Source organism: Corynebacterium sp. (genome assembly GCF_030535495.1).
Taxonomy (GTDB): domain Bacteria; phylum Actinomycetota; class Actinomycetes; order Mycobacteriales; family Mycobacteriaceae; genus Corynebacterium.
Genome location: NZ_JAUNRW010000032.1, coordinates 1 through 14665, shown reverse-complemented (window position 1 = coordinate 14665; position 14665 = coordinate 1). Strand labels below are relative to the sequence as shown.

General features: G+C 68.1%; 11 protein-coding genes. 2 read left to right on the top strand and 9 right to left on the bottom strand.

From position 1 onward, the window contains the following. Window positions 1-126 precede the first annotated feature (126 nt). Window positions 127-618, bottom strand: coding sequence for a M48 family metallopeptidase (locus Q4F73_RS05875; protein WP_303358427.1), 492 nt, complete (start codon window positions 616-618; stop codon window positions 127-129). A 33-nt stretch (window positions 619-651) separates the two neighbouring features. Between Q4F73_RS05875 and Q4F73_RS05870 the strand changes: the two genes are divergently transcribed. Beyond that, window positions 652-1530, top strand: a complete 879-nt coding sequence (locus Q4F73_RS05870) for a hypothetical protein (protein WP_303358426.1) — start codon at window positions 652-654, stop codon at window positions 1528-1530. On the opposite strand, the gene Q4F73_RS05865 is transcribed toward Q4F73_RS05870, so the two are convergent. Genes Q4F73_RS05865 through Q4F73_RS05830 form a run of 8 tightly spaced genes read right to left on the bottom strand, consistent with a single transcriptional unit; the run spans window position 1488 to window position 13604 of the window. After that, window positions 1488-3533 carry an ATP-dependent DNA helicase UvrD2 gene (locus Q4F73_RS05865; protein WP_303358432.1) on the bottom strand — a complete coding sequence of 682 codons (2046 nt, stop codon included), beginning with the start codon at window positions 3531-3533 and terminating at the stop codon, window positions 1488-1490. The two genes, Q4F73_RS05870 and Q4F73_RS05865, sit on opposite strands and share 43 nt — an antisense overlap. A 20-nt stretch (window positions 3534-3553) precedes the next feature. Next, on the bottom strand, window positions 3554-4303 hold the full coding sequence (locus Q4F73_RS05860) for an NAD(+) diphosphatase (protein WP_303358425.1): 750 nt from the start codon (window positions 4301-4303) through the stop codon (window positions 3554-3556). Further along, window positions 4275-5372: a TrkA family potassium uptake protein gene (locus Q4F73_RS05855; RefSeq protein ID WP_303358424.1), complete on the bottom strand. Its 1098-nt coding sequence runs from the start codon at window positions 5370-5372 to the stop codon at window positions 4275-4277. The genes Q4F73_RS05860 and Q4F73_RS05855 overlap by 29 nt, the downstream gene beginning before the upstream one ends. Window positions 5373-5405: 33 nt before the next feature. Next, complete coding sequence (locus Q4F73_RS05850; protein ID WP_303358423.1) at window positions 5406-8630, bottom strand: ATP-dependent helicase; 3225 nt, start codon at window positions 8628-8630, stop codon at window positions 5406-5408. Next, window positions 8623-11667 carry an ATP-dependent DNA helicase gene (locus Q4F73_RS05845; RefSeq protein ID WP_303358422.1) on the bottom strand — a complete coding sequence of 1015 codons (3045 nt, stop codon included), beginning with the start codon at window positions 11665-11667 and terminating at the stop codon, window positions 8623-8625. Before Q4F73_RS05845 ends, Q4F73_RS05850 begins: the two co-directional genes overlap by 8 nt. Window positions 11668-11670: 3 nt before the next feature. Next, window positions 11671-12438 (bottom strand): TIGR02569 family protein, encoded by a 768-nt coding sequence (locus tag Q4F73_RS05840; RefSeq protein ID WP_303358421.1) that lies wholly within the window; start codon window positions 12436-12438, stop codon window positions 11671-11673. A gap of 7 nt (window positions 12439-12445) precedes the next feature. Further along, window positions 12446-13357: a DUF3152 domain-containing protein gene (locus Q4F73_RS05835; RefSeq protein WP_303358420.1), complete on the bottom strand. Its 912-nt coding sequence runs from the start codon at window positions 13355-13357 to the stop codon at window positions 12446-12448. A gap of 19 nt (window positions 13358-13376) precedes the next feature. After that, window positions 13377-13604 carry a DUF3107 domain-containing protein gene (locus Q4F73_RS05830; protein WP_303358419.1) on the bottom strand — a complete coding sequence of 76 codons (228 nt, stop codon included), beginning with the start codon at window positions 13602-13604 and terminating at the stop codon, window positions 13377-13379. A 38-nt stretch (window positions 13605-13642) separates the two neighbouring features. On the opposite strand from Q4F73_RS05830, the gene Q4F73_RS05825 reads away from it, so the two are divergent. Continuing rightward, window positions 13643-14665, top strand: a 1023-nt coding sequence (locus Q4F73_RS05825; RefSeq protein WP_303358418.1) for a DEAD/DEAH box helicase, incomplete at its 3' end; no start/stop codon positions are given.

The following is a 14665-nucleotide window of genomic DNA, read 5'->3' as shown; positions in this document are numbered from 1 at the left end:
AGGACACCGACGGCGATACCGAATCCGACGGCTCTCCGGAGAAGTAGCCCGTTCGCAGCCCACAGCGCCCCGTTCCTCATGCGGAACAGGGCGCTGCTTGCTGTTGCGTCCGCCTCCGGCAAGCGCTCACCCGAAGCGCTGATAGGCCTCCAGATAACCCTTCGCACGTTCGGCCTGCGGGGCCCGGTCAGCCCACTCCCAGAACTCCGGGCCATGGCCGGGGATGAAGGTGTGCACCAGTTCGTGGAGGATCACCGCATCCAGGACGTAGTCAGGCACCTGCTGCAGGCGGTCAGTGATCCGGATTGACCCGGTGGAGGGTGTGCAGGACCCCCAGCGGGTGTTCTGGTTGCTCACCCACCGGATGGAGCCGATCCGCGCCTGCCCGTCGAGGTGGCGCCGATTGAGCTGCTCGGCCCTCTCCTGCAGCTGACTGTCCGAGGTGGCGCTGGAGACAGATGTGCGCCGCAGCTTGGTCAGGATGTCGGCCACCGCCTTCTCCTCCTCGGCGGAGCTCATACGCGCCGGGATCCGCACCTCGACGGTGTCGCCGACGATGCGCGCCTGCACCGTGCGGTGGCGACGGGTGGAGCGGATGACCTCAACGTTGGACGGCATGACACGGCATTGTATCTGTGGTCAGATAGGCGCATGGGGGATGTCACCACACTGCGGTTGGCTCACGGTGCTCACGTCTACCTGCGGGGGCGGGACGCACTGCAGTTCGGCGTGGACGCGACACGGGCCGGGGTCGTCGAGACCACACTGGCCCCGGTGATCATGTCGGCACTCCTGCGGGCCCGGCGCGCCCGGCCCCGGACGGAACTGGTCACCACCCTCACGTCGGCGGGACTCGATCGGGCCGCCGCCGAGAGCCTGCTCGATGACCTGTGCGCCTACCGTATCCTGGTGCCGCAGGAGGAACACTCGGTGATCCTGCTGGGCCGGGGCCGTCTGGCGCAGCAGCTGGTGGACATACTCCATACGAGCGGGGTGACGGTCCGCTCCCCCGTCCGCGGCGAATCCGAGTACGCCTACCTGGCTGCAGCGGAGGTCACGGTGCCGGTCGTGGTGGTCGACCGCCTGGCGCATTCACGCGCCATGGCACCGATGCTCACCCGGTTCGCGCCCACGTCGGTGCCGGTGTCTTTGGTCGATCACCGGGGTGTCATCGGACCGCTGCGTATCGACGCCGCCGGCCCCTGCCCCCTGTGCCACGATCTCCACCACACCGACCGCGACACCCAGTGGCACCGGGTGGTCACCCAGCTTCCGGGTGGGCCGGCCAGCCCGTCCCCGGCCGCAGAGGGGATGGTCGCCGGGCAGGCGGGAGCCCTCATCGCCGCGCTGGCCGGCGTACCGGCCCCACCGGGAGTCGCCCCGCTGTCACCTGCCCCCGGTGAGGTGACGATCACCGATCCGTGGGTGGGGGTGACCCGGGAGGTGATGCACTCCCACCCGCGGTGTCCGGTGTGTTTCGCGCTGCGTCAGCGGAAGGCGCCGATGACGGCGAGCAACTGCGCGCCGTAGCGCTCGACCTTGACGGGGCCGACGCCGGGGACGTCGAGAAGCTCATTGCGGTCGGCGGGCAGTGCCTCGGCCAGTGCCATGAGGGTGGCGTCGGAGAAGACGATGTAGGCGGGGACACCGGCCTCACGGGCCGTCTCGGCACGCCAGGCGCGGAGGGTGTCGAAGACCTCCTCGTCCGCTCCCGACGGGCAGTCCTCGTGGCGGCCGATGACCTTCTCCCCCGGGGTGCCCAGCGGCCCGCCGCACACCCGGCACCGCTTGGGGCGGACCGTGCGGGCCGGGACCTGTTCGATCTCCAGCTGCGGCACCACGCCGTCGAGGAAGCGGGAGCGGGAGCGGGACTTCCGTCCCCCTTCCTGACGGGCCAGCGCCCAGGACAGATGCAGATGCTCACGGGCACGGGTGATGCCGACGTAGAACAGGCGCCGCTCCTCCTCCACCTGATGCGCCCCGGCCTTGATGGCGTGCGAGATCGGCAGGGTGTTCTCCACCAGTCCGACGAGGAACACCGCATCCCACTCGAGGCCTTTCGCGGCATGCAGACTGGCCAGGGTGACCCCCTCGACGGTCGGGGGGTGCTTGGAGTCGGCGCGCTGCCGCAGAGCCTGGAGGATTCCGGTGAGATCGAGGTCGGGCTGGGCGCGGACCAGCTCTTCGACGAGGTCGACCAGGGCGACGAGGGACTGCCAACGCTCGCGCGCCTGCGCGCCCTCGGGCTCGGTGGGGGTCAGTCCCATGGGGGCCAGGGCGGCACGGGTGACGGCCACCGGGTCGTCGGGAAGATCGGTGCGCTGGGCGACGCGCACCAGCTCGGAGATCGCCTGGCGGATCTCCGGACGGTTGAAGAAACCTTCCCCACCGCGGACCTGATAGACGATGCCGGCATCGGCTAACGCCTGTTCAAAGACCTGGGACTGGGCGTTGATGCGGTAGAGCACGGCGATCTCGCTCGCCGGCACCCCGCGGCCCAGCAGGGTGAGGATCTGCCCGGCCACCTCGCGGGCCTCCGTGGGCTCGTCGTCATAGGAATGGAACGTCGGCTCCGGCCCGCTGGGGCGCATGCCCTGCAGTTCCAGGCGGGTGCCCGCGGCGCGCCCGACCGCCTGTCCGATCACGGTGTTGGCCAGATCGGTGATCTCCGGGGTGGAGCGGTAGTCCCGCTGCAGTTTGACGATCGTCGCATTGTCGTAGGTGCGCTGGAAATCCAGCAGGTAGCTGGGGGTGGCGCCGGTGAAGGAGTAGATCGTCTGGTTCGCATCGCCGACGACGGTGAGGTCATCGCGGTCCCCGAGCCAGGCGTTGAGGACCCGCTGCTGCAGCGGGGTGACGTCCTGGTACTCGTCGACGACGAAGGTGCGGTACTGCTCGCGGAACTCATCGGCCACGCCGGGGGCGTTCTCCAGGGCAGCGGCGACATGGAGGAGCAGGTCGTCGAAATCGAGGAGCATGCCCTCCTCGGTGGTCTTCGCCGCCTCGTAGCGGCGGTAGACCTCCGCCACCTTGGCCGCCGGTACCGGCGGCGTGCGGTCGGTGCCGACGATGCGCTCGGCGTACTGGTCCGGGGTGATGAGGCTGGCCTTCGCCCACTCGATCTCACCGAGAAGGTCTCGCACGTTTTCCGTGGTGGACTCCACCCCCACCCCGCGAGCCGCGCGACCGACGAGCGGGAACTTGTTGTCCAGCAGCCGCCACGGCAGGGAGCCGGCCACCTGGGGCCAGAAGTAGGACAGCTGACGGCGGGCCGCGGCGTGGAAGGTCCGCGCCTGGACACCGCCGATCCCCATGAGGTGCAGACGATGCCGCATCTCACCGGCGGCACGTGAGGTGAACGTGACAGCCAGCACCCGATTCGGGCTGACGAACCCCTGCGCGATCAGGTGGGCGATCCGGTAGGTGATGGTCCGGGTCTTGCCGGTACCGGCGCCGGCCAGGATGCACACCGGCCCGCGGGGCGCGGTGGCGGCGACGCGTTGGTCCTCGTCGAGATCCGACAGATCGATCACGGGGCGGTCCATGTTCTCCTTCATTCGTCGCTGCACTGGTCCCTCCACTGGCTGATCATCGCATGCGCGATCGATCCCGCCCGGGCCAGGGGTAGCTCGTGAAGCTCCGAGCGCGATACCCACCGCGTCTCGATGAGTTCCCCGTCGGTCTCCCCCACGGGATGCTCATCGGCAGTCACCGCGGTGAATCCCACCATCAGGGATCCGCTCACCGCCCAGGGCTGGCTGCCCCAGTAGCGGATGTCGGTGACCCGCCGCCCGGTCTCCTCGCGCACCTCCCGGGCGAAGGCCTCCTCGAGGTTCTCCCCGTGCTCGACGTACCCCGCGATGAGCGACCAGTAACCCCCACGTCGGATGTTGCGGCCCAGCAGAATGCGGTCGTGACCGGCGAGTTCGACGAGGCCGATGACTGCCGGATCGACCCGCGGGAAGATCCGTCGCCCGCCGGAGCCCACGGCCACCACCCCGTCAGCCTCAAAATAGAGCGGAGAACCGTCCGCCGGATCGAAACCGGACTGGTCGCGGTGCCGCAGCAACGCCACCGCCCGGGACACCGTGCGGTGGGTTCCGAACGCCCGCGGATCCACCACCCGGCCACCGGGTGGGAGCAGTGCCTCCAGCTCCGCCAGGCTCATCCGAACCGCCGACACGTCGGCAGTGACCTGGACGGTCAGGTGGGCGGACGGAGGCCCGGGTGGCTGAGTCAGGCGGACGGGGGCGCCGGAGGCGTCGACCGGAACCTCACCCGCGGGGCCGATCGGCAGGAACACTCTTCACGTCCTCCCCGGTGACATGGCGGATGAACAGCAGACGGTCACCCGGTTCGACGGTCTCGGCCTCCGGAGAGTCGATGCGGTAGAGCTCGCCGGAGCGCACCAGCCCCAGGGCGATGTCCGCGAGGTGCCGCGGGTTGGCACCGACCTCGTCCTCGGCGATGGGGCGTTCGGCGACGGAGAAGCCCTCGTCGGGACTGAGCAGGTCCTCCATCATCTCCACCACCGACGGGGTGACGGTGGCCAGGCCGAGCATGCGGCCGGCCGTCTCGGAGGAGATGACCACCGAATCAGCACCCGACTGCTCCAGGAGGTGCTGGTTCTCGGACTCACGCACACTGGCCACGATCATCGCCGAGGGCGCGATCTCCCGCACGGACAAGGTGACCAGCACGGCGGTGTCATCGACACTGGGGGCGACCACCACGGCACGCGCCCGGGTGACACCGGCGATCCTGAGCACATCCGCCTTGGTACCGGAGCCGTAGACGGTGACCAGCCCCTGGTTCTCGGCGCGCGCCAGGGCCTGCTTGTCGGTGTCGATGACGACGATCTGATTCGGCGCCACCCCGTCCGCGAGCAGGGCGGCGACGGCCGACCGGCCCTTGGTGCCGTAGCCGATGACGATGGTGTGATTGCGCACGGATTTCCTCCAACGCTGGATCTGCAGGGTCTTGCGGGAATTCTCCGTCAGCACCGACAGGGTCGTGCCGACGAGCAGGATGACGAAGGCGATCCGGATCGGGGTGATCACCACGATGTTCATCAGGCGCGCGGACTGCGTCACCGGGGTGATGTCGCCGTATCCGGTCGTCGACAACGACACCGCCGAGTAGTAGAACGCGTCGATGAACGTCAGCGATTCGGAGTAGCCGTCCTTGTCCAGGTAGACGATGAGAGCCACCAGGAACAGCAGCAGGAAGGCGTAGAGCACGCGCCGCCCGATGAGCGACCACGGACTCGCCGCGATGGCACCGGGGATGTTGATGATCCCGAGCAACGCATGGTGCGGCAGACTGCTGAGCTCCGTGTCCCCACGGAAACGCTCGCGGATACGATCGCGCATGCCCGCTTCTCCTTTCCTGTCGTGGACCTGACTCTACTGCTTATCGACGACCGCGTCCGCCAGCAGTCCCTCCAGGTCCTTTCGACTGGGCAGGTCGTGCGGCTCGAGGGTTTCTCCCCAGCCGACGTAGTGGAACGCGGCCCGCACCGGGGCGTGCGGATCGTCGAGAATCCGCAGCCAGGCCTCCCGGTAGACGGCCAGCTGGATGATGGCGGCCTTCCGGTCGGCGCCGCTCGGCGGGCGACCTGTCTTCCAGTCGACGATGAGCCATCCCTCCGGGTTGTCGGGATCGCGGAACACCGCGTCCATGCGGCCACGGACGATGGCGTTTCCGATGCTCACCTCGAAGGGCTGCTCGACGAACTGGGGTGTCCGCTCCGCCCACTCGCTGGCCAGGAAGCTCTCCTTGAGCTGTGCCAGGTGATCCGCATCCACCGGAGCCTCGTCGATCCCCGGGAGCTGCTCTTCGTCCAGCAGAGCACTCGCCCCGAAACGGTCCTCGAGCCATTCGTGAAACGCGGTGCCACGCTTGGCGTACTGGTTCGGTTTGAACGGCACGGGGCGACGTTGACGGCGGGCGAACTGCAATGCATCGGCCCGCAGGTTGACCAGGTCGGTGGCGGTGAGCTCACCCGGTAACTCCACGTTGACCACCGGGGCCCGGGCCGCCTCCCACTCCTCGATGAGTGCGGAGGCCTCCCTCTCCCAGAAGTCGAAGGTCTCACCCGCGGCCTGCGCCGGCAGATCCGCCATCGCGCGACGGACCATGTCAGCGCCGGCCAGTGCCTGCGGGGTGGGCTGCAGCTGCGGGAACATTCCGGTTTCCGGTTCCGGGCCGGAGGGCACGTCGGCATCCTCCGACGCCTCCGGTTTCTCCGTTTCCCATGCGACAACCGCCTGCGGGGCAATCTCCGTGAGCCGGCGGAGATGCTCGTAGGGGTCAGCGTTGGTGATCCTCCGGGAACCCGTGACAGACAGCACCCTCTCAGAGCGGGTGATGGCGACGTAGAACAGTCGTGAGGCCTCTTCCTCCTCGGCCTTCCGACGCTCCTGGAGCCAACCGACCACCTCGTCGCGGGTCTTGGTCGCTTTGGCACCGTTGACCAGGCGTTCGAAATCCTTGCGGTCCTCCGCCTCCGCAAGTGCCGTGAAGCTGGGGTCCGGGACCTTGGTCACGTTGGTGAGGAAGGTGGACACGGTGGCCTGGTAGGTCGAGGAGTCGGCGTGCACGACGGCCACCACGTCCCACTCCAGCCCTTTCGCCTTGTGCGCGGTGAGGATCTGCACCTGGTCCTCCCGGACCGTCACCTCACCGGGTTTCAGCCCGTCCTCATGGGTGAGAGCGAGCGCGAAGTAATCCAGCAGGCCACTGAGGGTGTCTCCGGAGTATGCGGCGACCTCATCGTGGAGGCGGTCGAGGTGGACTGCGCCGGCGATGTTGCCGGAGGCGAGCACCTCGGTGCGCACCTGGAACACCGTCTCGATGTCGGTGAACAGATCCGGCAGGGCCTTGCTGAGACTGGTGGTGCGCAACTGCCGCAGACGGGAGGACAACAGCTCGAGGCGCCGCACACCCTCCGCCGAGTAGCGTCCTCTTTCGCCGAGGTCTGCGACGGCATCGGTCAACCCGGGCACCTGGTCCGGTGGATCCGCTGTGAGCTCCGCCAACTGGGAGGCCAGCCGCTCCATTGCCCCCTCCGGATGGTCGACGGTCTTTCCCTGTCCGGTGAGGTTCTTGGCCCGTCTACCCAGTGCGACGAGATCGCTGAGGCCGAGGCCGACCATGGGGCCGGTGAGCACGCGGAGTGCCGCAGTGGAATTCTGCGGGCGGATGAGCATGGTGGCCAGTGCGACGATGTCGGCGACCTCCGGGGTCCGCAGCAGTCCTCCCCGGCCGACGATCTCGAAGGGAATGCCTCGTTCGTTGAGTGCGTCGGCAATCGGCTGGGAGTGTTTGTTGGCACGCACCAGGACGGCCCCGGTGAACTTCTCCCCCGCCTCCTTCCGGGCGTGGAATTCGCGCGCCATGAGATCGGCCACCGCGGTGATCTCATCGTTCTGGTCGGCGTAGAAACCGAGGGTGACCTCGCCAGGGGATGCCCCCTTTCGCGGTTCCAGCGCAGCGACGGCTCTCTCGGAGCCGCGGCCGAGCACGCTGTCGGACACGGCATTCGCCAGGGCGAGAATCTCCGGTGGATTACGCCAGGACGTGGTCAGCTCCTTCTTGGCGGTGGTGGCGGTGCCGAGGCGGAAATCCTCGACGAAGGCGGTCAGATTCTCGGCGGTGGCACCGCGCCACCCGTAGATCGACTGCATGGGGTCACCGACAGCTGTGACAGTGCTCCCCTCGTCCACCTGCCCGAACAGGCTGGACAGCAGAATTCTCTGGGCGTGCGAGGTGTCCTGGTACTCGTCCAGCATGACCACCTTGTAGCGGGAACGCTGGCCGGCACCGATGGCCGGGTGCTCGGCGGCCAGGCGGGCGGCCACAGACATCTGCTCGTTGAAGGTCACCACATCGCGTCGCTTGAGCTCCGCCCGGAGTGCCTGGATGAGCGGCAGGTACTGCAACCGCAGCTTCTGAACTTCCGGCCACTTCAACGACGGCTTGGTGTAGTCCTTGGTGCCGTCGAGGGGCAGCTCTTCCATGCCGAGGAGGAAGGCCCGGGTCTCCTCGATGAGGTCCTCACTACTCATGACCTGGTTGTTCATCTCGTCGATGAGCTTGAGAAGGTTCTTGGTGACTGTCGCCACCTGCTGTGTCGCACCCAGTTCGCCCGTGTAGTCGGAGACCACCTCATGGGCAATCGCGTACAGGTCGGCGTCGGTGATGATCCGGGCCGCCGGTTCCACCGGCACCAGCAGGCCGTACTCACGGATGAGCTGCCCGGCGTAGGAATCATAGGTGGACACCGTCGGGGCGATCGAGGTGAGAGACTTCTCCAGCTCCCCGGTGGGATCGATGTCCCGGATCGCGGGCACACCGGCCAGGGTCTGCAGGCGCTGGCGGATTCTGCGGCCGAGCTCCTGCGCGGCCTTGCGGGTGAAGGTGAGTCCGAGAATCTCGTCGGGGCGGGCCAGCCCGTTGGCCACCAACCACACCACGCGAGCGGCCATGGTCTCGGTTTTTCCGGCTCCGGCACCGGCGACGACGAGCAGCGGCCCGGGGCGGTCACCGATGATGGCGGCCTGTTGCTCGGTCGGCGGGAACTCCTGCCCGAGGTACTTGGAGAGGAGAACAGGGGAGGTCTCACGCACGGGTGATCACCTTTCCTTCGGGCTGGATGGGGCAGATGCCACGTACTGTGCATCGTTCACAGTGGTCGTTGGCACGGGCGGTGAGGACAGGTCCGCGCATGTCCTCGAGCAGCGGAGGAAGCAGGTGCGCGAACTCCTCCAGTTGCTCCGGGGTGCGGGGCATCTGATCGCGCTCGGCCACCCCGTGCTTGTCCGTGACGTGCGCGGGGAACACCAGTTTGCCGCCCGCCACCTGCAGGGGGGCTTCCCCCGGGAGCGGGTCGGTGACCTCGCCATCCCGGACCACACCCCGACTGAGGGCCAGTTGGTAGGCCAGGAGCTGTAGGTGGGCCTCGGCATCGTTGTGACTGACCGCCGACCGCGCGGTCTTGAGGTCGACCACCCAGTGCCGGTCACCGCTGTCCTTGTCCAGCAGATCCATTCGTCCCCGGATGCGCACCCCGTCAGCCACCTCGACATCGACGCCGACCTCGACACCGACCGGTGTGTAGTTGATCCCGCGCGCCCGGAGCCAGCCCGCGGTCTCGCGGAGGAGGGAGGTGAAGGCCTCCTTCTCCGCCTGGCGCATCCAGGACGGACTCTTCTGGAGCGATTCCCACGCCGCGACCGTCAGCGCCGTGGCCTCCTCCGGGTCAGCACCCCGACCGAGCGCCTCGAAGAAGGCGTGGACCAGAGATCCTCTGACCATGGCCTCGGGGGTCTCCTCGTCCGTCACCAGACGCTGGATCACTTCGCGCAACGGGCACGTGAGGAGTCCTTCGATACGCGAGGGAGACAGTGCGGTGACTGCCGGCAGTGAATCACCGGAGGACATCGAGGTCGTCGTCCACCACTGCTGAGGGTCGGCACCGGGGACACCGGCCTGAGCCAACCTGGCCAGTTGGCGGGCCGCCTGGTCCCGTTCGTCGGCACGCGCACTCTCGTCGCACACCACCCGGCGCAGCTCGGCCAACAGACCGGCGACGGACAGCAGACGCACGTGCAGCGGCTGGTATTCGGCCTTCTCAGCGGCCGGATCCGCGGCGAATCGCTGGAGCTCGATGTCGTGGGTGGCGCAGTAGTCGTCGATGAAACGGGAGGGCTCAGTGGGTTCACCGGCGTCCGGGGCGTGGACAGCGGTGATCAGGAGGGAGGACACCGCCCGGGAGGTGGCCACGTGGAAGAGACGTCGTTCCTCCTTGAGCCGGTCGGAGGTGTGGGAGACGGGCAGGTCGGGGTCGATGCCGGCGTCGACAAGCTCGACGAGTTCCTCCTGGCCGAACAACGACCCGGTGGACCCCAATGAGGGCCACGCACCCTCCTGGGCCCCGGCCACGATGACATGTTCCCACTGGCCACCGACGGTGCCGTGGGCGGTGAGCAGGGTGACCGCCTCCGGGGTGGCGAGGCGACGGTCACGGACACCGGTGGGTAGTTCCTGCTCCTCGATGTGGGTGAGGAAGCCACGCAGCGAACCGGTGGGACGCCGCTCGGCGTAGTCGCCGGCCGCGTCGAACAACGCCATCATGGCGTCGAGATCGCGATCCGCCTGGGAACCGGTTGCCCCGCCCCGCAGGGAGGCGGCAAGGAGGTGATCAGACAGGCCGGTGGCGGACCATACAGCCCACAGCACGTCCTCCACTCCCCCGCCGAGTGCCGCCCGGCCAGCCTCCAGGACGCCCCGGATCCGATCGAGGATCGCCTGTTCACGGTCGGTGAGCAGAGCCCCGAAGTCCGGCAATGGGGCATCGGGCAGCAGCAGGGACCGCAGGGTGTCCATGCCACGGGTGCCCGGGTCGAAGCGCCGCAGGCCACGGACCAGTCGCCGCAGCGTCACCGGGTCCGCACCACCGACCGGGCCGAGCAACAGGTTCTCCAGATCGGCCGGTCCCAGGTCCTCGGTGAGGGCACGGACCCCGAGGAGCAGGTTGGCCACGATACGTTGCTCGGACAGCACCACATCGGTCGGATTGAGGTGCACGGGCACCCCGGCCGCGAGCAGGGCACGCCGGACCGGTGTCAGTTGGCCGGTCGACCGCACGATGACGGCGATGTCGGAGTAGGCCACCCCGTCCAGCAGGTGCGCACGCCGGATGCGGTCCGCGATGAAGGCGTGCTGCACCGTCGGGGAGTCGACGATGACGACGTCACGCGAGGGCCGGCGACGGGATTCGGGAAGCCGGATCTCATCGCTGACCTCCAGCCCGTGAAGGAACTCCGGAGTCGCACCACGAAAACGGAAGATGGACTGGTCCGGGTCCCCTCCGATGACCACCAGCTCGGTGCCGGGGATGAGGCGTCGGATGAGCTCCGCGGAGGTGGGGTCGAGGTGCTGCGCGTCGTCGACGATCAGGGTGTGCCACTGGGATTCCACAGGCTTCTCCAGCGTCGCACTGACCAGCTCGGAGGCGGAGTAGCTGCGGTAGCTGGACGCTGCGGACAGTGCCATCGTCTGCTCGTACTCGCGGAGGAAGTCACCGGCCGCGGTCCAGATGCCGCGCCCATGGTGCTGGCCCAGGGTCTGCAGATCCTCTGGGGACAGCCCACGTTCCGCCGCGCGCAGCAGGAAATCACGCAATTGGCGGGCGAAACCGACGAAGGTGAGCGCCGGGCGGTTCTCCTCCGGCCACAGACCGCGTCCTTCTTCGGCGTGACCGGCGAGCAGATCGCGGATGACCGCGTCCTGTTCTGCACCCGTGATGAGACGGATGGGTTCCTCCGAGGCCTGCCGCAGGAGGGCGAATGCGAGGGAGTGGATGGACCGCACGAGCGGGGCTTCGGAGGCGAAGTTACTGCCGGACAGCCGGTCGGTGAGCTCGCGGCGGAGCATCGCACCCGTTTCCTTGGAGGAGGCGACGACGAGAATGCCGGTGGGGTCGGCCCCGGCCGCGATCCGCTCGAGGACGGTGTCCACCAGCAGGCTGGACACCCCGGACCCCGCCGGCCCGGTCACCCGCCACACACCGGACTGCGGGAGGGGAAACGACCAGGTACGAGGGGCGGGAGCATCCTCCCGTGCGACCAGGCGGACCTCGGGTGTGGGGGCAGGCGACGTCATGCCCTAAGTTGTATCAGCTGCCCCGGACATGAGGAGGTCCTCCACCCGCCGAATGTGCGAACGCGCGTTCGAATTAGATTCCGGGTGCAGGTCATTGACGTGGCGCCGATAACTCACAGCCCGCAGCAGCAACTGGTCAAGATCCGGCAGGTGACGGAAACGCTCGACGATGCCGTCATCCACGGCTCCGGCGATGAGACCATCGACAATCACCAGCGCAGCCGTGTACGCCGCCGGGCGAGGGGCGGAGAAGGGAACCAGGTCGGTGATCACAGGCGCCTGCGAGCCGTGGTAGAGCGTGCTGGCCAGCAGGTCCGCGTGCCCCACCTGCACCGGACCGTCGATGGGCCGGTACTCCGGGGCATCCTCCTCCCAGGCCCGCTGATCAGCCAGCACAAAGGGATCGGCCTGCTCAGGCTCGGGCGGCGTGGGCTGATCCTGCAATGCCGTGGCAAGACGCAGGGCCACCAGCACCGTCTCATCCACCCGGCGCGCAAGCTCACCGTCGATCCACGTGGAAGCCTTCCACCCGGCGACCACGAAGCGACCGTCCGTGGACCGTACCGGGCGCGCCAGTCGCACACCGTCCACCTGGAGCGAGACACGCAGCTTCGCCGACCAGCCGGCCGCCACCCCGGAGGCACGCGAGTAGACGTACGGCCCGATCCGCCAGCCGTGGTCCCAACCGTGTCCGGCCGGTTCCGGCATGCCGGGCTCGCCCTGGAAGGCGTCGACCACGTGGGCGGGAACAGTCTCCTGGTACACGCTCATCCCCCCCCTAGAGGACTTCCGGGCGCGGGTAGGGCCACGGGTTGTACAGGCAGGTCACCGGCTCATCAGGGTAAACCTCGTCCGGATTGAGGGAGTACAGCTCGGCGTTGTTGAGCGAGAGGGTCTGCTGCATCATGATCGGCGCCAGCTCACCGTCGCCCCCGCAGGCCTCGTGCGGGGCGTAGCCGATTCCGTGGCCGACCTCATGGTTGACCAGGTACTGGCGATAGGACCCGAGGTCGCCGTTGAAGGGCGCCGCTCCGCGGACCCACCGGGACTCGTTGAGCACAACACGGCTGACCCCGTTGAGGCGGATGTGGCAGCTCGTCTCCATCTCGAGGTCGCGGCCACCGCAGACCTCGCGCGTGGTGCCGACACTGGTGAGCTGGATACGCATGTCCGGATCATCATCCGGGCCAACGTGCTCGAAACGGAAAGCGGGGTCGTTGGTCCAGCCCTTCGGGTTCGACAGGGTGGCGTCGATCATGGCCGCCAAGGCATCGTCGCCACCGGAACCGGCGGTGTCCACCCCGTCCTCGACCTCGACGACAAAGCGCACGACCACCTCCTCTCCGTCACCCGCGGTCATACCGGGGGTACCCACCGCGCGGAAGGTCCCCTCACCCTGCTCGGTGTAGGGGCCGCCGGGAGGCAGCTGATCGAGAGGCAGGTTCAGGTCCGGGGCCCGGGCCGGATCCGGCCCGGTGCGGCGTTCCGGTTGTTCTTCCTCGCCTGACTCCTCCGTCGTCACGGAACCGTCCGGGCCGGACGCATCGTTGTCGGCGGGCTCGGCGGGTGCCGTGAAGACGTCGACAAGCACCCAGATGGTGATGACCAGCAGAACCGGGATGGCGTAGGCACGCCATCCCAGTTCACGGGCGTATCGGGCCAGTACCGATGTGGTGGGGCGGGAATTCATGGGGAGTGCTCAGCGCACCCTAGGCGCCGGCGAAACCGACGAAACGCTGCGTGGTGGTGCCCAGTTCGACGTAGGAGATCTGGCGGGCACGGACGATGTAGCGCACTCCCTTGGCGTCGGTGAGCTGCAGGGTCGCGTGGTCGTTGTTCAGGGCCTCAGCGACCTGGTTGGCCACGTCATCCTGGTTGTCCTCCGTGGTGATGACGAGTTCACGGGGCGAATCTGCAAAACCGATCTTGATATCCATGGGCCCCATCATAGACCGGGGACGTTAGTATCTAGGTTGTGTCCGCATCTACCTCGCCATCCACGCCCTCCGCAGTTTCCGAGTCCGCCTCCCCGACGTTCGCTGAACTGGGTGTGGCGGTGGAGATCTGCGAGGCGCTGGCCGCGCAGGGGATCACCCGCACCTTCGCCATCCAGGAGCTGACGCTCCCGCTGGCGCTCGACGGCACGGATCTCATCGGGCAGGCCCGCACAGGCATGGGCAAGACCCTCGGTTTCGGCGTGCCTCTCCTGGACCGCGTCTTCGACTCCGCCGATGTCGAGGAGCTCGACGGCACCCCGCGGGCCCTGGTGGTGGTGCCGACCCGCGAGCTCGCGGTCCAGGTCGGCGAGGACCTGGCGCGCGCCGCCACGAAGATCCCGGTGCGGTTGACCACCATCTACGGCGGCCGCCCCTACGAGGAACAGATCGAGGCGCTGAACAAGGGTGTGGACGTTGTTGTCGGCACCCCGGGTCGTCTCATCGATCTGTACCAGCGCGGGGACCTGCAGCTGGACAAGGTCGCCATCCTGGTGCTCGACGAGGCCGATGAGATGCTGGATCTCGGCTTCCTCCCGGACATCGAGAAGATCCTCACGGCCCTGACGCACGAGCATCAGACGATGTTGTTCTCCGCGACGATGCCGGGGCCGATCATCACCCTGGCCCGCAGTTTCCTCAGCCAGCCGGTGCACATCCGGGCGGAGGATGTCGGCGCCGCCCAGACCCACTCCACCACCGAGCAGGTGGTGTTCATGGCACACCGCATGGACAAGGGTGCCGTGACCGCGCGGGTCCTGCAGGCCCAGGGACGGGGCCGCACGATCATCTTCGCCCGCACCAAGCGCACGGCCGCCGAGGTGGCCGAGGATCTGGCGGGACGTGGGTTCGCGGTCGGTGCCGTGCACGGCGACATGGGGCAGCCGGCCCGCGAGAAGTCCCTCAACGCCTTCCGCGAAGGCACGATTGAGATTCTCGTCGCCACCGATGTCGCCGCCCGCGGCATCGACATCGACGACGTCACCCACGTCATCAACTACCAG

Bases quoted from the DNA above. Each gene is read 5' to 3' on its own strand.
- Q4F73_RS05875 (WP_303358427.1), bottom strand. From the start codon at position 618: ATGCCGTCCAACGTTGAGGTCATCCGCTCCACCCGTCGCCACCGCACG.
- Q4F73_RS05870 (WP_303358426.1), top strand. From the start codon at position 652: ATGGGGGATGTCACCACACTGCGGTTGGCTCACGGTGCTCACGTCTAC.
- Q4F73_RS05855 (WP_303358424.1), bottom strand. From the start codon at position 5,372: ATGCGCGATCGTATCCGCGAGCGTTTCCGTGGGGACACGGAGCTCAGC.
- Q4F73_RS05845 (WP_303358422.1), bottom strand. From the start codon at position 11,667: ATGACGTCGCCTGCCCCCACACCCGAGGTCCGCCTGGTCGCACGGGAG.
- Q4F73_RS05840 (WP_303358421.1), bottom strand. From the start codon at position 12,438: ATGAGCGTGTACCAGGAGACTGTTCCCGCCCACGTGGTCGACGCCTTC.
- Q4F73_RS05835 (WP_303358420.1), bottom strand. From the start codon at position 13,357: ATGAATTCCCGCCCCACCACATCGGTACTGGCCCGATACGCCCGTGAA.
- Q4F73_RS05830 (WP_303358419.1), bottom strand. From the start codon at position 13,604: ATGGATATCAAGATCGGTTTTGCAGATTCGCCCCGTGAACTCGTCATC.